Source organism: Bacteroidales bacterium, from assembly GCA_031276035.1.
Lineage (GTDB): Bacteria > Bacteroidota > Bacteroidia > Bacteroidales > BM520 > RGIG7150.
The window spans coordinates 57,784-81,121 of record JAISNV010000023.1; the positions used below are offsets into that span (position 1 = coordinate 57,784).

At 35.6% G+C, this 23,338-nt stretch carries 19 protein-coding genes and 1 tRNA gene; 11 read left to right on the top strand and 9 right to left on the bottom strand.

Annotation, left to right across the window (positions count from 1 at the left end; genetic code table 11):
- The first annotated feature begins 23 nt into the window (after positions 1–23).
- Positions 24–395, top strand: a complete 372-nt coding sequence (locus LBP67_05580; protein MDR2084447.1) for a YraN family protein — start codon at positions 24–26, stop codon at positions 393–395.
- 32 nt (positions 396–427) lie between these two features.
- Here the strand turns inward: LBP67_05580 and ispG are convergent, their stop codons facing one another.
- The gene (gene ispG, locus LBP67_05585; GenBank protein MDR2084448.1) at positions 428–1,960 is read right to left on the bottom strand and encodes a (E)-4-hydroxy-3-methylbut-2-enyl-diphosphate synthase; all 1,533 of its coding nucleotides are present in this window, start codon (positions 1,958–1,960) and stop codon (positions 428–430) included.
- A 1-nt stretch (position 1,961) separates the two neighbouring features.
- Entirely contained in the window at positions 1,962–3,431 is a 1,470-nt protein-coding gene (cysS, locus tag LBP67_05590; GenBank protein ID MDR2084449.1) for a cysteine--tRNA ligase, read from the bottom strand.
- Positions 3,432–3,623: 192 nt separating this feature from the next.
- Between cysS and LBP67_05595 the strand changes: the two genes are divergently transcribed.
- The 6 genes from LBP67_05595 to LBP67_05620 all read left to right on the top strand — a co-directional run bounded on the left by LBP67_05595 (position 3,624) and on the right by LBP67_05620 (position 9,702).
- The gene (locus LBP67_05595; GenBank protein MDR2084450.1) at positions 3,624–4,358 is read left to right on the top strand and encodes a carboxypeptidase-like regulatory domain-containing protein; all 735 of its coding nucleotides are present in this window, start codon (positions 3,624–3,626) and stop codon (positions 4,356–4,358) included.
- Positions 4,333–6,801, top strand: coding sequence for a TonB-dependent receptor (locus tag LBP67_05600; protein MDR2084451.1), 2,469 nt, complete (start codon positions 4,333–4,335; stop codon positions 6,799–6,801). Before LBP67_05595 ends, LBP67_05600 begins: the two co-directional genes overlap by 26 nt.
- 1 nt (position 6,802) lies before the next feature.
- Positions 6,803–7,549 carry an isoprenylcysteine carboxylmethyltransferase family protein gene (locus tag LBP67_05605; GenBank protein MDR2084452.1) on the top strand — a complete coding sequence of 249 codons (747 nt, stop codon included), beginning with the start codon at positions 6,803–6,805 and terminating at the stop codon, positions 7,547–7,549.
- Positions 7,549–8,817 carry an amidohydrolase gene (locus LBP67_05610; GenBank protein ID MDR2084453.1) on the top strand — a complete coding sequence of 423 codons (1,269 nt, stop codon included), beginning with the start codon at positions 7,549–7,551 and terminating at the stop codon, positions 8,815–8,817. Before LBP67_05605 ends, LBP67_05610 begins: the two co-directional genes overlap by 1 nt.
- A gap of 11 nt (positions 8,818–8,828) precedes the next feature.
- The gene (locus LBP67_05615) at positions 8,829–9,389 is read left to right on the top strand and encodes a DUF3109 family protein (protein MDR2084454.1); all 561 of its coding nucleotides are present in this window, start codon (positions 8,829–8,831) and stop codon (positions 9,387–9,389) included.
- A gap of 226 nt (positions 9,390–9,615) precedes the next feature.
- Positions 9,616–9,702 (top strand) — tRNA-Ser (locus tag LBP67_05620).
- A gap of 137 nt (positions 9,703–9,839) precedes the next feature.
- Here the strand turns inward: LBP67_05620 and LBP67_05625 are convergent.
- Positions 9,840–11,078, bottom strand: coding sequence for a LytTR family transcriptional regulator DNA-binding domain-containing protein (locus LBP67_05625; GenBank protein ID MDR2084455.1), 1,239 nt, complete (start codon positions 11,076–11,078; stop codon positions 9,840–9,842).
- Positions 11,079–11,777: 699 nt separating this feature from the next.
- Here LBP67_05625 and LBP67_05630 point away from each other — a divergent pair.
- The 4 genes from LBP67_05630 to LBP67_05645 all read left to right on the top strand — a co-directional run bounded on the left by LBP67_05630 (position 11,778) and on the right by LBP67_05645 (position 15,254).
- Entirely contained in the window at positions 11,778–13,265 is a 1,488-nt protein-coding gene (locus tag LBP67_05630) for a PKD domain-containing protein (GenBank protein MDR2084456.1), read from the top strand.
- On the top strand, positions 13,234–14,064 hold the full coding sequence (locus LBP67_05635; protein MDR2084457.1) for a PorT family protein: 831 nt from the start codon (positions 13,234–13,236) through the stop codon (positions 14,062–14,064). Before LBP67_05630 ends, LBP67_05635 begins: the two co-directional genes overlap by 32 nt.
- 243 nt (positions 14,065–14,307) lie before the next feature.
- A complete protein-coding gene (locus LBP67_05640) occupies positions 14,308–14,517 on the top strand; it encodes a hypothetical protein (protein MDR2084458.1) in 210 nt (69 codons plus the stop codon).
- Positions 14,518–14,789: 272 nt separating this feature from the next.
- On the top strand, positions 14,790–15,254 hold the full coding sequence (locus tag LBP67_05645) for a hypothetical protein (GenBank protein ID MDR2084459.1): 465 nt from the start codon (positions 14,790–14,792) through the stop codon (positions 15,252–15,254).
- Positions 15,255–15,493: 239 nt separating this feature from the next.
- Here the strand turns inward: LBP67_05645 and LBP67_05650 are convergent, their stop codons facing one another.
- The 6 genes from LBP67_05650 to LBP67_05675 form a co-directional block, all read right to left on the bottom strand.
- Positions 15,494–16,492 (bottom strand): haloacid dehalogenase-like hydrolase, encoded by a 999-nt coding sequence (locus LBP67_05650; GenBank protein ID MDR2084460.1) that lies wholly within the window; start codon positions 16,490–16,492, stop codon positions 15,494–15,496.
- A gap of 131 nt (positions 16,493–16,623) precedes the next feature.
- Positions 16,624–18,363 (bottom strand): arylsulfatase, encoded by a 1,740-nt coding sequence (locus LBP67_05655; protein ID MDR2084461.1) that lies wholly within the window; start codon positions 18,361–18,363, stop codon positions 16,624–16,626.
- Positions 18,364–18,420: 57 nt separating this feature from the next.
- A complete protein-coding gene (locus LBP67_05660) occupies positions 18,421–19,173 on the bottom strand; it encodes a hypothetical protein (GenBank protein MDR2084462.1) in 753 nt (250 codons plus the stop codon).
- 144 nt (positions 19,174–19,317) lie between these two features.
- A complete protein-coding gene (locus LBP67_05665) occupies positions 19,318–20,604 on the bottom strand; it encodes an anaerobic sulfatase maturase (protein ID MDR2084463.1) in 1,287 nt (428 codons plus the stop codon).
- Positions 20,605–20,635: 31 nt separating this feature from the next.
- Positions 20,636–22,009 carry a DUF1214 domain-containing protein gene (locus LBP67_05670; GenBank protein ID MDR2084464.1) on the bottom strand — a complete coding sequence of 458 codons (1,374 nt, stop codon included), beginning with the start codon at positions 22,007–22,009 and terminating at the stop codon, positions 20,636–20,638.
- A gap of 54 nt (positions 22,010–22,063) precedes the next feature.
- Positions 22,064–23,278: a DUF1254 domain-containing protein gene (locus LBP67_05675; GenBank protein ID MDR2084465.1), complete on the bottom strand. Its 1,215-nt coding sequence runs from the start codon at positions 23,276–23,278 to the stop codon at positions 22,064–22,066.
- Positions 23,279–23,338 lie beyond the last annotated feature (60 nt).

Consider the following 23,338-nt stretch of genomic DNA (forward strand, 5'->3'; position numbering starts at 1 on the left):
ATGTAAGAAACGGCTTTCTTTTTATGTATACAAACAGTCAACATGAATTAGGTAAATACGGCGAGCAGCTTGCCGCAGACTATATAAAATCTCTTGGTTATACAATTATAGAACAGAATTGGAGAAACGAGAAATACGAAATAGATATCATTTGCACAAATAGCGAGAATATTATCTTCATAGAAGTAAAAACTCACGATTCCAATAAACTTTTTGATATCAGAAGATTAGTAGATAAAGAAAAACAAAGAAAAATCACATTTTGTGCAAACAATTATGTCAGACGGAAAAATATCATTTTAGACGTTCGTTTCGATATAATTATCATCAAAAAAAAGAAAGATGAATATGAACTTGAACATATTCCAAATGCTTTTTATTGCATAAGACGATAACAGATTAATTTTAAGGGAAAAATTCTTAATTCTTAATTCCTAATTCTTAATTCTTTTATAAGTCTTTCTCCTGCTTCCTCTGCTCGGAAAGGCTCTCCTACTCGTTTGCCATTAATAAAAAGCACAACCTTACCTTTACCGCAACCCAATACTCCGATATCGGCACCCCGCATTTCGCCGGGACCGTTGACAACACAGCCCATAACTGCAATACTGATATTTTTCAAATGTTTGGTTTTTCCTTTTATATCCTCCAAAACACTTACTAAATCGTACTCCGTTCGAGCACAAGTAGGACAACTAATATATTCCGGTTTTGACAATCTTAATTTTGTTGTCTGTAAAATATCCGCAAGAAGTTCTTCATCAACATTTGTTACAATGCCCGAAACAGGATAATTTAACAATAAGTATCCTAAATCGATGCTTACATCTATTACAGAATATTCCGATTTTAAATATCTGACTATTACCGGAACTCTTATTTTTTCAGAGAAAGCATCATTTAAAATATTACACGATTCTTCTAAACTTCTATTTGAAATATCTATAACTATCACCCTTTCATCAATTTCTTCCTCAGTAATATCTTTTCCGACAATAGTAAATTTTTCAGTAGAGTTTTTAATTTTTATTCTTTCGAGATTGTTTGTCTGTTTTGGGTGTTGTAGTTTTGATTTCGGATTTCTGTTTTCGGATGTCATCTCGAAAGAAGCAAAAGATTTCAATCGTTTCGGACTGTAATTTACTATTTCTTTTGCCGGAGCAATTTCATTAACGGGATTTTCCGATAAAGAAACTCTAATTGTATCACCGATTCCTTCACTCAATAATGTTCCAATTCCAATTGCCGATTTCACTCTTCCGTCCATTCCCGAGCCTGCTTCGGTAACACCAAGATGAATCGGAAAATATTTATCCTGCTTAGTCATTTCTTCAACAAAAAGCCGGTTCGCTTCAATCATTATTAATGGATTACTTGATTTTAATGAAATAACCAAATTATCAAAATCAAGTTTTCTAAAAATTTCAATAAACTCTTTTACAGACTCAACCATTCCTTTCGCCGTATCACCGAATCGGTAAACAATTCTTTCAGAAAGTGAACCCTGGTTGCTACCGACACGAATAACAGTATTATTATTTTTACAAATCTCAGTCAACCGGAATAAAGCTTCCGTAGCTTTCCCAAGAGCAATTTCATTATCTCTTTCAGTAAAAATTTCCTTTGAGAGATTTTTATCGATATAATTTCCCGGATTAATTCTGATTTTATCTGCTATCTTGGCAGCAGTTTCAGCAATAACCGGATTAAAATGAATATCCGCAATTATAGGAATTTCAATATTTCGTTTGTAGAGTTCATTTTTGATATTATAAAGATTTTCGGCATCCTTAATATTCCTTGTCGATAGCCTTATCATTTCACAACCGGCTTCAGCAAGTTCTATAGACTGCTTAACACAAGCCGCCGTATTCGAGGTATCGGTATTAAGCATTGATTGTATCCGTACCGGAAAATCTTTTCCAAGATACAGATTCCCTATTTTAACAAATTCGGGCATATTATTCTAACTCCCATGTTGTGCCGTCTTTGCCATCCTTAACAATAACATTCGCTTCATTTAAGGCATCGCGAATTTTATCTGAAGTTGCCCAATCTTTTTCTTGACGTGATTTTGCCCTCAATTCAAGAATCAGATTCATAAGATCATTCAAAGTTTTGCTATTGGCACCTGTTTGTTCCTCATCAATTAATCCGAGAATATCCAAAACAAAAGTATTTATAAGCTTCCTTAATCTCGTGAGGTCAATTTCAGTAATCTTCATTTTTCCGTCAGCAATCGAATTAATTGCCTTTACGGTTTCAAAAAGATTTGCCATCAAAACAGGAGTATTAAAATCATCATTCAAAGCATCATAACAGTTTTTTTCAAACTCTTCGACATTAAATTCAGAAACATTTGATGGTTTAATTCTGCTAAGAGCTTTAATTGCAGAAAATAAGCGTTTCATTCCTTTTTCAGCTGCGATGAGAGCTTCATTTGAAAAATCAAGTTCCGAACGATAATGAGCTTGCAGAATGAAAAAACGGATTGTCATCGGCGAGTACGCTTGTGAAAGTAACGGATGATTTCCTGAAAAGAAGGCACTAAGATTAATGAAATTACCTAATGATTTTCCCATCTTTTGTCCGTTAATGGTAATCATATTATTGTGCATCCAATATTTCACCGGCTGAATTCCGAAAGCAGCAACCGCTTGGGCAATTTCAGATTCATGATGAGGGAATTTCAAATCCATACCGCCGCCGTGAATATCAAAAGTAGTCCCTAAATATTTACATCCCATTGCAGAACATTCGGCATGCCAACCCGGAAAACCGATACTCCAGGGCGATTCCCAACGCATAATATGTTCCGGAGAAGCTTTCTTCCATAAAGCGAAATCAGCAGGATTACGTTTTTCGTCCTGACCATCCAACTTACGGGTATTCACAAGCATATCTTCCAATTTTCTACCCGAAAGAATTCCGTAATGATGGTCCGTATTATATTTTGGAACATCAAAATAAACAGACCCGTTTGAAATATACGCATAACCCGCATCAAGAATTTTTTTGATCATTTCGATTTGTTCAATGATATGACCGGAAGCTTGCGGTTCTATAGAAGGATCGAGAACGTTAAGCAAATGCATATCATGATGATATTCATTCATGTAATGTTGAGCCACTTCCATTGGCTCAAGTTGTTCGAGCCTTGCACGTTTCGAAATTTTATCTTCTCCTTCATCGGCATCATTCTCAAGATGCCCGACGTCTGTTATATTTCTAACATATCTTACTTTATAACCGAGGTGCTGGAGATATCTAAACACAAGGTCGAAAGTTATTGCCGGACGAGCATGTCCGAGATGGCTGTCGCTATAAACCGTCGGACCGCATACATACATTCCTACAAAAGGCGGAGTAATAGGTTCAAACTTTTCCTTTTCACCCGAAAGAGAGTTATAAATATAAAGGTCTTGATTCATTGTTGAATATTTTTGTGCAAAGATAGTTTTATTAGTTGAGAGTTGAAAATTGAAGGTTAAGAATTTTGTGCCGATTTTTTGTGATTCCAACACCAAGTTTTCTATTGGATTTTCAATAATATATAATTATTAATTTTTCATAATTGTCATTTCTCAACTGCGAGTTGTCAATTAATAAATTATCTTTGCAGCATGAAATGGCGATGTGCAATAATTTCTTTACTTATATTCTTTTCATCGGTAAAAATATTCTCTCAAAATGTCGATGAAAACTTAGTACAATTCTCAGGTGTCATTCTAACATCAGACAGTTTGAATCCCGTACCGTTTGCACATATAATAATTGTAGAGAGCGACAGCGACAAAATCAAGGGAACATCAGCCGATTACTACGGATTCTTTTCTTTCGTTGCACAAAAATCGGATACAATTCAATTTACAGCTGTTGGTTACAAACCGGTAACTTTTATTATTCCCGATACGATTACTGAAAAAAGATATTCCTTAATTCAATTAATGACTTCAGATACTATTTATCTCGGCGAATCCGTTATATATCCGTGGCCTACGTGGGAGGAGTTTAAAGAGGTTTTTGTAAATCTTGATATTCCTGACGACGAGATTACTATAGCCATGAAAAATATTGAATTAGCTAAATTGAAAGAGGCCGCAAGTTCAAGAATTAATAGAGATCCTGATGCAAGAGTAAATTACAGACACTATGTAAATAATGTTACCAATAAATTGTACACCGCCGGAGGTATTCCAACAAGTAATCTCGGCAATCCTTTTGCTTGGGCAAAATTTATTAAAGCATGGAAAGAAGGTAAGTTTAAACGTGATAAACAGTTAATTGAAGAAATTAATCGACAAAAAGAAACAGATGCAAAACGCTGGGATTATGATGAATGGATTGAAAAAGAATAACTTTCTTAATATTTTTATCTTTTGTTGTTTAACACTCTTCGGAATTAATTCCTTCGCCCAAACAGGAACAATTTTCGGTAAAATCACCGATAGCAACGGTTCTCCTTTAGAATTTGTAAATATAGTTCTGGGAGACGGTAAAACAGGAACAACTTCCGACAATGCAGGATATTATGAGTTAATTGTTAAAGCCGATTCTACTATAACTGCTATTGCTTCTTTTATGGGATATGAAAACTATTCTTTTACTTTTTCAGTAAAGAATAATGAAAGAAAAAGAATAAATATTAAACTTACAAGCAGTACAACAGATATTCAAGGTATAACTATTGAAGATACAGATGTTAGAAGCACAACTTTTGATCGTATCGATGCTAAAATGGCACAAATGATACCCAATGCTTCAGGTGATATAAGTGCATTATTAAAAACTCTTCCGGGTGTTGCTTCCGCTAATGAACTTAGTTCGCAATATTCCGTACGCGGCGGTAATTACGACGAAAACATTATATATGTCAATGGTATTGAGATATTTCGTCCTTACTTAACCCGTACGGGACAACATGAGGGTTTAAGTTTTGTTAATCCTGACCTTGTTTCTTCTCTTTCATTTTCTGCCGGCGGCTTTGAAGCAAGATACGGAGACAAGATGTCTTCGGTTTTAGATATCATTTATAGAACCCCAACCGAATTTCACGCCTCTGGCTCCATAAGTTTGTTATCCGCTTCTCTTCATGTCGAAGATAAAATCAACAACTTTACCTATCTTGTGGGATTCAGGCAGAAAACCAACTCCTACTTACTTGGAGCTATGGATACTAAAGGTCAATACAAACCCTCTTTCACAGATGTTCAAGCCATCTTAACTTATACTTTCAGTAAGAAATTCAATGTATCTCTCCTAGGAAATTATTCAAGGAATGTATATAAATTCATCCCTGAAACCAGAGAAACAACCTGGGGTAATGTAACTAAAAATGAAAGAGACATTCTTTCTCTTTTAATATATATGGAAGGTTATGAAATAGATAAGTTTAATAATGGGATGGGCGCTTTAAGCTTTAACTTCAATCCGAATAATAATACAAAAATCTCATTTATTGTTTCTGCTTATCAGAGTGTTGAAAGTGAACGTTATGACGTCTTTAATGATTATTATTTATCGGATGTACAAATAAGTGACGATTCAGACGACCAGACTGTTACTCCGATAGGAACGGGTGTTTATATAAATCATGCAAGAAATTATTATCAGTCGGGAATATACACGGCCGATGTCAAAGGTAGCTCCCAATTAGGAAATCATTTTCTCCAATGGGGAGTTCAATATCGCCATGAAAACGTTTACGATATAATTGATGAATGGAAATTGATTGATTCCGCCGGTTATAATATTCCTAAAATTCCGGATTCACTCGGTTATGTTGACCCTTCTTCTCAACCTACAAACATACTTCAATTATATTCAAGCGTTAAGGCTGAAAACACTTTACAGCTAAATAGAGTATCAGCATATATACAAGATTCTTGGAAGTTCTATGGAAAGACAATCGATTATAGTCTCACTTACGGAGTAAGAGCTTCGTATTTAGACGTAAATAATGAACTTACTGTCAGTCCCCGACTTACATTTTCTATGTATCCGTCAAACTGGAAACAAGATATTTTATTTAGGTTTTCAACCGGATATTATCTGCAACCGCCGGGATATAAAGAAATGCTGGATAAATACGGTGTTTTACATACCGATATCAAATCACAGAAATCTATTCATTTTGTTGCGGGTGCCGATTGGAATTTTCAGATCTGGAAACGGCCATTCAAATTTGTAACCGAAGTTTATTATAAATATCTTTACGATCAAATCCCATACACTATTGATAATGTATTAATTCAATATCATCCGGAATATGTTACCAAAGGTTACGCTACGGGTATTGATATGAAGTTAAGCGGAGAGTTAGTCAAAGGCGTTGATTCTTGGGTAAGTTTGTCTATTATGAATACAAAAGAAAAATTAGAAGGCGGGAAGTATTATCTTCGTCCGAGCGACCAGCTTATCAATTTTTCAATATTTCTGCAAGACTATATTCCGAACTATCCGAAATTTAAACTTCAACTTAATCTAATGTTTGGTTCGGGATTGCCTATATATCCTCCGGATGAAGAGCCTTTTACTCAAAAGAATGTTTATAGATATACTTCGTATAAAAGAGTTGACATCGGATTCGGCTGGCAGATTGTAAGTGATATGACAAAATCAAAATGGAATTTCTTAAATAACTTCTCCGACATTTCTCTTGTGGTGGAAGTTTTAAATATATTAGATATACGAAATAAAATATCTTATACTTGGATAACTGATATTAACGGAAATACATATGGAGTGCCCGATTATCTGACTCCTATTATGCCTAATATCAAATTAACTGTTAAATATTAAAATGGCGCTAATTGACTCTTTCGAAAAAACAGGTAATTTCTTTTTCAGATATCGCGGTTACATACCTGTTGCATTATGTTTAATTGCAATACCTGCAATGTTTCTCTCAGGAAATACCAATATTTTCAATTCAAAATATTACCTTACCTTAACAATAATCTCTATTTCGGTAAGTTTTATCGGCGAAATAATAAGAGCCGTTACTGTTGGAACAACTCCCAAAGGTACTTCCGGAAGAAACCGTAAAGAGCAGGTTGCCGAATCTTTGAATACATCCGGGATTTATTCAATTGTTAGACATCCTTTATATCTTGCCAATTATTTAATGTGGTTGGGCTTATTGATTTTCACTGCAAATATCTTTCTAATTGTAGTAGTATCACTACTCTTTTTTATTTATTATGAAAGAATTATGTTTGCCGAAGAACAATTCTTAACAAAGAAATTCGGAAAAGAATTTACCGATTGGGCAAGTAAAACTCCCGCCTTTATTCCCGATTTCAGAAAATTTAAAAAATCCGATGTCCCGCTTTCTTTTAAAACTATTATCAGAAGAGAATACTCATCTGTAATGGCAATGGCATTGAGTTTCATGTTTATAGATTTATTAAGATATTTAATTGTTTTTAAAGAATTGAATTTTTGCAGAATCTCCGTTTATGTAGCCGGAGCTTCGGTAATAATTGCCGCTATACTAAGTCTATTAAGACACAACACAAATTTATTAAATGAGGAAGGAAGATCATAATGAGCATTTTAATTAAAAATATTTCTTTTAAAGAAGAACCTATTGATATTTATATTGAAGGAAATATTATTAAACGAATTGATAAAAATATTGATAATGTAAATCCCGATAAGATTATCGACGGTACAAATAAAGCTGTGATTGCCGGACTGGTTAATTGTCATACTCATTCTACGATGACTATTTTCAGAGGTTGGGGCGATGATATGCCTTTGGAAAAATGGCTTAATGAAAAAATCTGGCCATACGAAGCAAAACTAACAGATGAAATGGTTTATTGGGGTACTAAGTTGGCCTGTCTCGAAATGATTAAATCGGGAACAACCTGCTTTAACGACCAATATTGGCATCTGGATGTTACGGTAAAAGCTATCGAAGAAAGCGGTTTGCGGGCAGCTGTAGCTTCCTTAATTTTAGATCCCGTGAACTCACAATCTTTGAATGATGTTGTAAATCCCGTTTATAATGCTTTTGAAAAATACGCTGACTATAATAAACGAATAACATTTACACTCGGCCCGCACGCCATTTACACAGTTTCAAAAGATATATTTAATTGGATAAGAAATTTTTCGGAGGAAAATGATTTGCTGATACATATTCATGCTGCCGAAACAATGACGGAATATAATAATTGTGTAAAAAAACACGGAATGAGTCCGATTAGATATTTAAAAAGCCTCGGACTCCTGTCGCCGCGACTAATTATTGCGCATTGTCTTTGGCTTGATGATGAAGAAATTCAAATGCTTGCCGATTATGATGTTAAAGTTGTCCACAATCCTAATTCAAACTTGAAATTAGCTTCCGGATTTCGTTTTAAATATAATGAAATGAGGGATGCTGGAATTACTGTGGGATTGGGTACCGACGGATGTTCCTCTTCTAATAATTTAGACATGATTGAGGCCATGAAAGTCGCTTCATTGATTGGAAAAGCGTGGAGAGAAGATCCTACAGCAATGCCGGCAAAAGAAATGTTTAAATGCGCTACCGTAAACGGCGGAATAATCCTCAGACAAAATATCGGCCGAATAAAAGAAGGTTATCTCGCGGATCTGACAATAATTGATTTAAATTCTACGGCTTTCACTCCGAATTTTAACTTCATTTCCAATTTGGTTTATGCTGCAAACGGAAACAATGTTGATACGGTAATCTGCAACGGAAAAGTACTTATGGAAAACAAATATGTTGAAGGCGAAGAAGAAATCTTACACATGGGAAAAGTAATGGCCGGAAAACTTTTCTTCAATAAAAACAACTAACACGTAAATATATGTTTGCCATAGACGATTGTTTAATTTCCGACGATATTAAAACTGTTGAGTTTTGTTGCGATTTATCAAAATGCAAAGGTCAATGCTGTATCGACGGCGAAGTTGGAGCACCTCTTGAAGAAAATGAAATATCTTTTATTGAAGATTATATTGATAGTATTCTGCCGTATATGACAAAAGAAGGAATTGAGGCAATAAAACTTCAGGGCATTTTCGATTACGGTTTGGAAGGTGAATTTGTAACAACATTGATTGAAGACGGCGCCTGTGCTTTTATTTATTACGATAACGGAATTGTAAAATGTAGTATTGAAACAGCTTTTAAAGAAGGAAAGATTCCCTTTAACAAACCTATTTCATGTCATTTATATCCGATTCGATTAAAGCAATATAATGATACCATTGCCGTCAATTACGACCAATGGAATATTTGCAAAGACGCAGTTTCTTGCGGCAAAATAAAGGGATTGAAACTGTATAAATTCTTAAAAGAACCGCTCATTCGCCGATTCGGGGAGGAATGGTACGATAAACTTTGCGGATTAGTTGATAATGATTAATTGACAATTAGTTTTTCAGTTATCCGATTTTTAGCCGATAACAACATCTGTTTTAGATTTTACAATAATGTATTTATTTCGGATTATTTAGTGAAATATCTTTCATTAAACAAAATTCTTTTTGATTTACACAATTCATCTTACATTAATGTTTCCATCATTCAATTTCATAAAAATTTTATCAATTATCAATTAATAAAATTATCTTTGCACTCAAATTTTACATGGAGAGATGCCGGAGTGGTCGATCGGGGCGGTCTCGAAAACCGTTGTTCACGTAAGTGAACCCAGGGTTCGAATCCCTGTCTCTCCGCTTCTATGATTGGTTATCAATAAATTAACCTAATCACGCCTAATTTTACACCCATAAATGTGAGATTGGACGTTTCTGTTTTTAGGGGGCTGGAGTGTCGCAAAAAACATCCTCCTTTCGAAGAACTAAAGATTATATTACATCGAATAGTTTTTTTCAACAACAAAGTAGCCTCCATTTCGTGAAGCTCCTTTATATTCAATTAAATTATTTTCCTTTAAAATCTTAATGTGAGTTTCAACTGTACGCTCAGCAAGATTTACACCTTTTCCTATTGCCGGCACTCTACAAGACTTATTGGTATTTTCAGGATTTTTATAATAGTTTTTTATAAACATAAGTATTAATTTTGAACTTTGACTCAACTCAATATTTTCTATTATGTCTTGTGTTTCTTCATTCGATTTTTTAATGTTAATTGTATAATCGGTAGTTTTTAGGTCATTCTTGATTTGAGTTACTCCGTCGTTAATCCCCCTCTTATCATCATTTTCGTCCTTAGTCGGTGTTGTTACTCCACCTATTTTTGCCAGTTTTCTCTTTGTTTCTTTACCGGCAATTGGTTTGGAATTAAAAACTTTATTTAATCTTTCCAAAATATTTTCTAGATATTTTGGCGAAATATCTAAAGTAATGTTTCTGCCTTTTACTTTCAAATTCATTACAACAGAAGATTCGTCATAACTTAATATGTGTAAAGTAATTACTAAATTGTTCTTGTTAATTCTCAAACAGGTATTATCAGGAAATGTTCGTTCAATATTTGTTAATGAAGAATATTGCTCACGTGTATTACCATTAGATAAATGAAAAGTTGAATAGTTCCCTTTTTGCGAGATATAAATAATATCATCTAACATAACAGTATAGATACTTCCGCTTTTAGGTGAAACAATAGAGATATGATGTATTTCTTTCGCTAACGACAGTTTTTCGCGTATAATTTTGTTAAACAATTCATTATATAGTCTGAGTGTAAAGAAAAACATTAAGAAACAAAGGTCACGCATATAGATTAAACCAAATGCGGTTCTTAATGCGCCATTAATCTCATCCGGAGTAAAAGAATTAGCATAAAACCATGATATATGCGGTTTAAGTAAAAAATATTCTCCCAAGCTAGCTAACAAAACCGTTAGTATTGCCAAAAGCAAATAAATAATTAATTTTCCCTTTTGAAAGAATTTAGGTATTAAATAGAAATAATTGAAATATACCATAATAACAATAAAAAGAACACATAAAAGTTCCTTATATATTGCTCCAAATGCGACAGGTCTTAAATATGAATAATGAGAAAAGAAGTAACATATTCCTAACCAAAAAAGGATGTGCGCAATAATAATTAAGATGCTTTTCTTTTTATTCTGTTGCATAGTTTTTTTTACAAAGTTAAAACTTTTTTATTACCCCAAATTATATTTCGTCATATTTACGTCATATCATGATTTGACATGTTTTTGTATTTGTTTATTGCTTATTTTTATAACGAAAACTATTAACCTAACTTAAATTAAGTAAAAAGTTTATGAAAAAAAATTGTTATTTATTATTAAATATATCTGGACAATTGGTAACAAGAAACAAAATCACAGAACAATTTGAGTTTGAGGGTTTGTTATTTACCAGTTATCAGGTATATGCAAATGAATGATGAATAATATTAATAAAATTATGGGTAAAGCTTAATCAGATGTTACTTACTAATAATATTGATTTGTTACATGATATTTGGTATCTATGTAAAAACAACTTGGGTTGATTTACCTTTGTCGAGTTTAGCAATATGTCGACAAAGGAAGTAGAGTTCGTATTTTAGCATATATTATATTGCTAATTATCACAATACACTCAATAAATTAATCGTTAACTAAATAATAATATTTATGAAAAAATTTCTTTTAGTATTCTTTATTTTAACTTGTATTGCTATAACCACGATGCTTATTTTAACTTCTTGTGAAAAAGAAAGTGAAGAAACTACTATATCTGAAAAAACAACATCATTGCAATTTTATGACAGTCACCTAATTGATAGTTTTAAGAATGAGTCAATTGTTCAAGAATTTACACGAGTGATAAATTCGTTTAATATTGAAAAGAATAATGGAATATTAAAATTTAACTCTGCAGAGGACTTAATTGCAGTATATGATACATTGATTTATTACTCTAATGCTGTAGACGTATCTGTACTTAGCAGTTCAAAATATGAAAACTCAAACAATCTAAGCAACAATCCAACTTTGCTTGTTTTTGGAGATATTCTTAACTTTAATTCTCTATATTCAGAAATTGAAAAAACGATTTTGACCATGGAGAATACACGAGAAGGATATTCAGACAGTGAGAATCCAGATAAACATCATATCGTTTCTGACTTTCAAAGGGCAGTGCTTTCACCTAATGCAGAAGTAATAATAGGAAATCATATATTTTTATATGGTAGAGAACATAGTTTGATGATTCCTAATGAGAATTTTCAGAATCTGGCTCTTGTACACAGCTATTGGAACACTTATGGCGAAGAAGAAGGTTCTTATAAAGCAATTTGTGAATTTATAGCTTTTGCAAATCAAATAGCCCCTGGTATAATAGTAGGTCCATCTACGTTAACTTTCGATTTTTATGTTAATGTTGATAATAGCCTTCCTTGTGGTGAATGTGAATTTTTTGTTGACCCAACATCTCTGCCACAAGGTATTAATTGGTTTGAGGTTTTTACCTGGGACTTTGGAGATGGAACCAGTAATATAACAAGTCTTGTCGCAAAGCATACGTATGATGCCCCAGGTAGTTATTTGGTTACCTGTACAGTTTCTACTATAGATGGAAGTAATTATGTTGCAGAAGCTGAAAGAATAGTTAATATTAACACCTGTGGTACAGCTGCAATTCATAATGTGTGTATTAACCCAGGTGAATATAAATTTAATGTAAATTTTGCACATTGTAATAATCTGACACCGAGTTCTTATTTATGGAAGATTTATGATGGAGGAGCAAAGACATACAATGTTGCATCTCCTACACATACTTTTAACGTAGATAACGAATATACTGTTGAGGTTACATTAACTTTTCCTGATGGTTGTGTAGCGAAAGATGAAATAACAGTTTATGTTACAGGAACCGGTTCTAGTTGCAAACACAGTGATAAAGAAACTGAATATTATTATAATATTGCACCTGGGTATCGTTTAAAACATACTTTTAATTTACGTCACTTTTGGCCATTCCACCGAATTATTGTAAAAAGCGTACATGAAAAACAAAAATCTAATGGTAAGTGGGCACAAGAAAAGGCAGCCTATTTGTGGGTGTCTTTTGAAGGAACTATTTATGATTATAAAAAGCTAAACGGTGTCGTTTATACTTGTACCGTTTCTAATGTGCTTTATCCGAACGGATACTCAAAAACTAACACTAAAAGTATTACTTATGATTATGGCGTTGGAAAGAATTACAGCGTAAGAAATCAAGGAGTAAAATCAAAATGGAAAATAAAATCAACATCAAATGGACAACTATATGAACAAAACCCCGCACTTCAATTACATTAACAAAGCATCTTTATTGCTACTGTTAATTCTATTTCTAAGCTCCCAATTATCTGCCCAAAAAAATACTTGGACAGTTGGTGTTAATGCCGGAGTTAAACAAGAACTCAATTCTATATCTCAAAACTATAGGTATATTATTCTTGGACAAAATGACTTTTCACCGCAAGCAGGCTTTCAATTTTCCTACTATTTTCATGACAATTTTGCCATCGAAAGCGGATTGTCTTATTCATCAACTAAATTACCTGCTCTTGTGGTGAGTACACTAAAACATGCAAATGTAGGATGGAATGAAAGAGTACCTTTTATGCCGTCAAGCACGTTATACCATTCTATTCAAGTTCCTGCGTTACTTTCTTCATCGTTTTCAATATGGAAAAATTTGAAATTTTATGCAAAAACCGGCTTGTGTCTCAATTTTATGATACAAGATAATGATGTAGATATAAAGCGAAGCGGGGAATTAACAGGAACTTCTATTAAAGATGGAATAACATATCAACATTTATTAGATTTTGATGTGGAAATTAACACAGCCCCAACTGCATACGAGTTGTTGCTTAATGCGGGAATAGGCATAGGATATGAATTTCCAATGGGATTAGGAATCTCATTTAACGCATCTTTCGCACAAGGTTTTATTATTACTACAGACGTTTTAACTTCCTACGGATATATTTGGTCGTCTACAGAGCATGAAGAGTTTTTCACTTCGGGATATGAGAATATATCTTATAAAACTAATTATTATAGTTTAACCTTAGGGATTTTCTATAAAATTAATAGTAACAAAAAATAACAATCAAAGAAAAACAGATTGTGTAAAGAATGTGACTAAAATTTTTATTAAAAACTACAGGTTGCTGGTAATTGCAAAGTTACACATAGCAACTTGCAGTTTTTTTATTTCCCCAACCTCCTCACACCATTTTCCACCATCTTCTCAAACCCATATTCACCTCCCTTCGAATAACCCTCACACTATCCCTATTATTATCAAACAAATTCTCCAGTTTACAACAGACTATCAAAATACTATAAATTGGGAAAAACTATAGCAATGCAGCCGGAAAGCTTTGTTACCATAAGGCAGTACAACGCATTGAATCTAATAATATCCGAACGTACCCCTGATAACACAATAATTTATCACGCTTATGACAGAGGCGGATTATTAAACTTCGTAGAAAAAACAAGCGGTTCCACTACTTATAATTATATAAGCAATATAGAATACAACTCCAGATTATAAAGAGAGAAAGTATATTACGGCAATAACACCTTAACCCATTTGTATTACGATAAAAATACATTTAGACTAATAAGACTGTTAACCACAAGAAACAACGGCAATGATAATATTGCAGGATATAAACTAACGAAGGAAACATTACCCAGCAAAAAGATGATGCCCTGCAAACATTTTACTTTAATAACAGTGTAATTGCACCAACCTCTAACTATGAGTATGATTCTTTGTACAGGTTAATAAAAGCAACGGGACGGGAATTATCAGCGCTAAACATGCCCGATTACAATGACTTTACTAACAATATAGCTTGCCCTAATACTGCGAGCAATGCCATGCAGAATTACACACAGTTATATGAATATGACGGCCTGGGAAACATTTTGAAGATGCATTCCCAAGGCAACTGGACAAGAAAAGTTGTAATAAAAGATAACATAAGAGAAGAAAGATATTACATTGGCGGTTACGAAGTTTACAGGAAATATTCCAACAGCAGTTTGGACATAGAAAGAAAAACTCTAAATATCTCCGATGATGAAAAAGTATTTGTAAGGATTGAAAGCACGAGTAATGACAGTATAACTCGTTACCAATACGACAATCATTTAAGTTCTGCTTGTTTGGAATTAAGCGATGATGGAAGTATAATATCCTATGAAGAATACCATTCTTTTGGGACAACAAGTTACAGAAGCGGAAGAAGTGAAGAAATATACGTAATTTATCCCGTAAATTAAACATATAATTCATTACCTATCTACAAGCGAGTTTAATTCCTCCTTTCATTTTAATCTTATTTTCTTCTCAAATTGTACTTAACAAGTACAAAAAGTTTAAATCAGTTTATTATTTAAAACTGTTCAGTATGCGTTAACTTAGCTCGTTCTAAGATAGGGAATAACCTGGAAAATAGAAAAGGGAAAAATTATTTACAGTTTAAAAAATCAGGAGAAATGATAGGTTGAATATGTAAAATCTATTTTACAAAAATCACTTTCCAGTCATCAATCATATCAATTACCAGCCATTGGTATTCGTCGGCCATGGATAAAGAAACATCCGGATTCTCTTCATATTCGTATTCCCGCTCTTTGTCATTGTGATTTACTATAAGCTGCAAATTCGGGTATTTACTCCCCTGCGAATAGCGAAGCATATATACATCACCGCCGCCGCCTACATTTCCACAGGCTAAAACCGGACGTTTGCCTATGTGTGACAAGATATTGGCCGGTTTGGCTTGTTTATCATTAAAAGAAATTAATTCATCGGTAATATATAAATCATTAATTCCGGCACTATCGATGTAACTATATTTATTACTTGAACCAATCACATTTTCAGGTTCAATATTGTAAAAATCCTTTGAAATTACACGTACAAAATCCGTAGAACCACCGGAACAGATGAATACTTTAAATTTATGATCTTGTAAATACTTGATCAATTCCAACTGAGGTTGATAACGTATCTGACTGAGACTGCAATTGCGACCGGGGTACCGGAAAGAAGTGAAAAAATCTTTTACTTCTTTTTCATATTCCGCTGATGTCCGATTTGTTTGCGAAGCATTCATCAATATACCAAGTTCTTCTCTGTTCATGCTCCTCAGGTAATCTTCATCTTTTTCGGCAACTGCCTTAAAAGGTTGAGAATTTGCCAATTCCGGTTTTTTCTTTAAAAGCTGGGCTATTTGATAAAACATAAATTCCATTTGAACCAATGGATGTTCCGCCCATAAAGTTCCATCATTGTCGAAAGTAGCAACACGGTCTTCTTCGGGAATGAAGTCGGCAGTTCCTTCTTTGGTTACTTTTGTGACATAATCAATAATCGTTTGCTTTGTAATAGTTTGATTCCAAGATGGCAAAGGATCTGTATGTACATCTTTTCTGATATTAAAGGTTTGGGAATCACAACCCATAAAAATAATTGCATACGATAGCAAAACAAATATTACTGTTATTTTTTTCATGCGGTTTATATTTTTTTTAAGGTTATATGAAATTAGCATGAAAAGAATAATCATCTGTTTTCATGATTACTCTTCTCATACTCGTTTCATAGCATTTGTTTAATAATATATAAATTTTTATCCTACTTTATCTATTTTTTCTTAGGCTTTTCCTGTTTCTCATCTTGTGTTTGCGGCATCATCCTTTTTGCATTTTCATAATAATCAAGCCCTTTTTTTGCTTTAATCACGGTTTTTGCCTGTTCCATAATGGTTGTAGGAACGAAACTGGGAGGAAATGAACGAGGAGGATATTCTTTGAATGATTCAATGAAAACAAAAACATCCTGTGTTGCACCGTAAACACCACCTATTTGATTAAGACACCAATCCCAATAAGTGTTTGAAGTGATATCAGCTCTTTCGAACGGATCCTGCATCAGGTTAAATGTTTTTTGAAGGCGCAGTTCTGTAAAAGGTTCTGACCATACTGCCATGGTACCCTGAACACGCTGTTCTGCATATACGTATTTCATATGACCTTTCCTATATGCTACCAAAAGACCATCGTCATCGGTATAGATAAAATTATCACGATTACTTTTTACACTATTATTATTGGTAGCAGAGCCTTTAAAGGTGGTCAGGAACTCGGACTGATCGTATCCGTCGAGGTGTACTTTATAGGTTTTACCATTATAATTATATCCGTTAAGACATTTGTCTATAATGTTTGACTCTCCTGCCCATGTACATAGTGTAGGAGCCCAATCATTATGGGACATCAGTTCATTAGTCACGGCACCTGCTTCTATATGGCCGGGCCAGCGAATAATACAAGGTACCCGGAAAGCACCTTCCCAGTTGGTATTCTTTTCGGAACGGAATGGGGTCATAGCTCCATCAGGCCATGTATTCATATGCGGGCCATTATCTGTCGTGTAAATCACGATCGTATTTTCAGCTATTCCCAGATCATCGAGCGCCTTTAGTATCTCTCCGATTGTAATGTCATGTTCAATCATCCCATCAATATACTCACTGTCTCCATATTGATACTGGCCGCGGTGTTCATCTCTCACGTGTGTTCGCAGATGCATACGGGTTGAATTAAACCAGCAGAAGAAAGGTTGTCCGTCACTCGCATTGCGTTGAATGAATTCAATGGCACGGGCTGAAGTTTCATCGTCTATCGTTTCCATTCTTTTTTTGGTCAAAGGACCGGTATCTTTAATGGTCTGTTTACCAATTCTTCCGAAACGTGGGTCAACCGTAGCATCATCCGTATCAGACGCTTTGCAGTCCAATACACCACGCGGGCCGTATTTTTTCAAGTATTCAGGATCCTTTGGATAATCAGGCAACTCCGGCTCCTCTTCTGCATTCAGGTGGTAAAGGTTACCGAAAAATTCATCAAATCCATTCACTGTCGGCAAAGATTCATTGCGGTCTCCAAGATGGTTCTTCCCGAATTGCCCGGTCACATAACCCAGACTTTTCATAAAAGTACCGATCGTCGGGTCTTCCTGACTAATACCCATATTTGCCCCCGGATAACCTACTTTTGTAAGCCCGGTGCGAATACCGTGTTGACCTGTAATGAATGCGGCTCGTCCGGCCGTACAGGATTGTTCTCCATAATAGTGCTGAAACTTCAGGCCCTCCTTCGCCAGACGGTCAATATTAGGGGTTTCATACCCCATGATTCCGCCGCTATAGGCACTAATGTTCGTTGTGCCTATGTCATCACCGAAGATGACCAGAATGTTTGGTTTGTTACTTTCTGCTTTTTTTTGAGCAGCCGCTTTTTGCGGAATAAGCGTCCCTGTTGCAAGGACGGCTCCCACCATCGTTACTTTGACAGCTGTTTTTAATTTACTTTTTAAACCCATTGTTTTAATTTTAATTACGTTAAACTAATTTGTTATTTATAGTGTAAGATCTCAATATCAAGAATTAATTTCAATGATATAATCCATCACGTATTCTGCTAACAAAAAATCGCGGAGACGGGAAAGCCCCCCCGTTTTTATAAGATAATCTTTCAATTCCCGAACTGGTATATCATTCTCTTTTGCAATTTCCTCGACACGGGCATCCACATCCTGTTCGTCTATTTCAATATGATCTACTTCGGCTATTCTTTTCAATATCAGCAATAATTTCACTCTGTTTTTTGCATTTTCCCGGGATGAATCTTCGGCTATGCCCTCCTCCGTATCAGAGAAAACCAATTCTCTTTCAATAAAATCATCATGAACATCCAATTGGGTATGGGCCAATAATTTTTCGGAGACCTCAGTCAGCTTTTCTTCCTGTTTTTCCGATGTAATGTTGAGATTCGAATAGTCGGGAAGTTCAAAATCCGGCATTCTCAAGAAATTAGCTTTAAAGCAGAATCGTTTATACGGAACCATTTCCGCATCGCTAACCGAAATCGGAGAGCCGGCTCTAATGGCACTATCGGTCAAAGCCTTTCCACATAACTGCTGACTGCATAAATAAATCATATCATTTCGAATCTCTTTATGAAAAATTTTCTCTATAGCCGTCTGGGGTGCGCTGCCCGGTCTGAAACCTTTGACGGGAAGCTTAGCATATTTCTTCAATAAATCCGAATAATGATTTTGCACTTGATCCCAATCAACAGAAATCATTAACTCTATTTCAGGCGTATTACTATCTTTTATACTAATATTCATACGTTATTTTATTTTTTAAATTTAAAGTCGAATTTGTTTACATGAGAAAAGTATCATCAACTTTTATCTACTTTATCGGCTTTATAAACTATTTCGTCATACTCGATTCTTAATTTCTTACTTAAAAAAATACATTAACGTTGCTTAATTCTGATCTAATTCCGGAACATCATCAGCAATCTCAAATCCCAGTCGGTGAACAATTTTTCTGATATAAGGGTCGATATGGTTAAAATATTTGTATAACCCACGGCATAAATAATTTAATCCGTTTTCACCATGAGTTGTTCTTAACAGCCGGTTTTTAGGGCATTCTCCTGAGCAGGCAAACAAATAACGGCATTCACGACATTTTATCGGCAGGGAAAAGTCTTTTGCATAGCCGAAATGTTCTTGCTCTTTTGAAAGAGCCATATCTATCAACTTAGCTTCGTTTATATTACCGATCTTATATTCAGGATATACATAATGGTCGCAGGCATAGATTGAGCCGTCATGCTCCATAGCGAGTCCTTTTCCACAAATGGGCGAGAAAATACATAAGGGCGAAGGTTTCCCTATCCATTGTTCTACAGCGCTATCGAAAAAAGGGATATATATTTTCCCGAAATCGCGTGTATACCATTCATCGAAAATATCAATCAGAAAATTACCATAATCATCCGCTTTGACACACCATGACGCCATGAAAGAATCCGGATGTGAGGGATCGGCATGCGGTGAATTCTCTACCGGCATTTCGTTTGGCTTCCAATGTTGCGGAGGAGTAGTGGCAAAGTCTTTAGGTTCCACAATCGGGATAAACTGCATTTGTTTGCTTTGCACCTCATCGCGCAAAAAACGATATACTTCCAACGGATATTTGGAATTCAGATCATTTACTACGGTTAAGGTGGCGAAACGAACATTGTGTTTTCGAAGTAACTTTGAGGCATTGAGAACTTGCTTGAATGAGCCTTTGCCTCCTTTGTAGGTTCTGTATTTATCATGCAAGTGTTGCGGACCGTCTATACTGAGCCCGACCAGAAAGTTATTATCATGCAAAAAGCGGCACCATTCATCATCTAATAAAGTTCCATTGGTTTGCAAATCGTTTTCACACCGTACATGGGAAGGCGCATACTTTTTCTGAAGAGCAATTGCTTTTCTGAAAAAATCCAAACCCAGAAGAGTCGGTTCTCCCCCCTGCCATGAGAATACGATATGCTTTGCATTTTGCTGTTCAATATATTGTTTGATAAAATTCTCGAGAGTCTCATCCGAAATCCGCCAATGGCTCTCCGTACTCAGCAGCTGCTCCTTGCTTAGATAATAACAATAACTACACCCAAGATTACAGACAGGCCCCGCTGCCTTTATCATGACATGCATACGTACCAGGGGCCGGCCTCTGTAAATGGGCTCTTTTGCTGTAAAGCCTGTTATGCTCATTCTCCGTTTTTATATTTTCTAAAAATAAGTATCAATTTACCTTCACTACCGCCGGGATCTGCCATCTCCCCGAGATAACATCTTCGGTGGGTCCATACATACGCAATATCATATAGAATTCCTCATCTGGCGCCGGTAACCAGTTGGACTCTTTATCTTTCCCGGGATGATCTTTTCGGATATATATCGTTAATGAACCGTCCCCGGCATACTTTACATCCGAAGAACTGTTAATAGCATAGCGGTTTATATCATTTGCTTTTAAATATCCTTTCTGTCCGTATATAGTCAGCGACCAGAAAAATTTTGCCTGCGGAAGCTGGCCTTCCCTGAAGCTAAGGGTATAACTATTCGCAGATCCATTGAACTTATCTCCGGAAATATCTACCCCATCCACAAGATAAAGGGCTTCTTCGGGAGTATTCACGTAGATGTATTTCCACGCGGCGGCGGCATTGGTAAGATAATCCGTCCCCCATCTGCCGGCATTTTCGGGCGAAAATTGCCATCCATTGACCTCTTTTCCTATATGATCTGTTTTTGCCCTGATCTCAGCTTTTGCCTCGGCTGCCCCTTCTTCTATAGCCTTCCATATTTTAGCAGGAAAATCGCTTTTACTGAACTTTTCCCTCACACCCAATCCGATAGATTCATATTTATCCATTAATTTTTTGTCAGACTCGTTCAAAATCTGATACTGTATTATGTAATTAAACATATTGAAAAATCCTTCTACATCGCCTGTTTTGGCATCATATGATTTTGCCGTCCATTGGAGTGTATCTGCCGGAGGGGCTTGTGTCTGAGCAAATGAACTTAAGGGTGTAATTCTGAATTGCCTTCCAAGCATTAATGCCTCCTCATCTTCAGGTCCGTACACTTGTATACGTCCCAAGGCTAATACTACGGTAGCAGGTATCTTAATGACTGTATCAATACCGGCAGGCGTTTCACCATCCCAATCCGAACGGGCGACCATGTAATTACCCGGGCCATCTCCGGTAGCTAATTTGCTGATATAGTCAGGACAATTAGTAAATATATCAAGTAGCTGAATAAGAAAATCCCGTCCGTCTTTCATTTCCGGAACAGAAAATACCACAGGTTCATGACGGATATCAAGTACAGCCGGGCAATAATAGGTATCATTGTTAGGTGATACGACAGTAGTATCTGCCGGCGAAAACAACCTTGCTTCCACCCACATTGTATTCCAGACATTCTTACTATCGCCCACTATTTTCCAAATGGCTTTATTGTGTTCTACCGCAGGAAAAGCATATATATATGCTTCCTTGGCTAACGATTTGGCATGCTCCGGTGTCAATTCCGATTTCGGGCCACCACAAGAGATGAATACTAAATTTATTATAAAGAATGTCAATAGTTTTATCCTGGTATTCATATATTTTATTTATTTAAATTTTTATAGTAATTCTTGTTTTTTATATTTGTGTATTTATTTCACTTCTTTTGGGAATGGCTGTTGCCATGTACCGTTCGTAATATCCGTTCCCGGCCCATATAAGCGGATTATGCAGTTGAAGGGGCCTTGTGCAGGAACAGGCAGCCAGTTTCCTTCTTTCGCCTTTCCGGGTGAAACGGATTGCAGATAGATATCGAGACTTCCGTCCGCATTGTATTTCAGGTCTTCAGACCTATCCCCGATAGAGTATCGATCAATAGGATTTTGTACCAGTGAACGGTTGGGCAGATTGTATATAGTTATACTCCAAAAATACTCTACATGAGGTATTTGACCTTTCGTGAAATGCAGTATGTATTTCTTATCCCCTGTCAGCGGGTGATTATCTATATCGTTTGAACCGCCCACATATACGGCTTCTTCTTTTGTATTGCCATATATTCCAACGGCAGCTGCCGTTGCTCTGGCGAGGTAGTCATTTCTGAGGTCGCTTCTGGTCCCAAACAAGTTCATCGAATTTTCGATATGTGCAATACTATCTTTCAAAGCTGTTTTTCCATCTTTTATACCTTCCCTGATAGCTTCCAGCACTTCTTTAGAGTATAGGGTTGTGTCTAACGGTTGTCCCGGAATAATACCTATCCGGGCAAATCTCGATCTCAGTTCTTTTTCCGAAGGGTGCATTGAGGTATATTGAAGTAATATATTCAATATGTTTATAAAAGATACATTCATATAATCGGGTTCGCTCCACACCGGCAATGGCAATTTATACGATTTATGCGTAGGAGTTTGTATCCCTGAAAATTCGTGAAGCGGCATCAGATTATATTGTTTTTGGATTTTTTCCACCGTTGGCATGTCGTTTTCGTTCTTTAACTCCGTACGTCCTAATATACACACCAGATTAGTTTCACAACGGAACACGGAATCCACGCCTGCGGGTTTATTGCCTTTCCAATCGGGGCCTGCAATTAAATATCGGCCGGCTCCATTGCCCGTGGAACGGGAACCGACATAGGCAAAGTTATACGTGTAAAGATCTATCAGCTGCATCACATAGTAGCGATCGGCAGGTATGGCCGGAACTTCAAGTATAACAGGTTCATCCGAAAGGTCGAGTATGCCCCATGAATATGGGGTGTCGTTATTAGGGGATACGATGGTTGTGTCTTCGTAGGTAAACATTTTCGTATAATTCTTGAATCGGTTGAACCCACCTGCATAGTCCGGAGAATTCTTATCCATAGCATAATGATAAATGCTCTTGTAGTTATAAAACATCGAATATCCGTATATCCAGGCTTC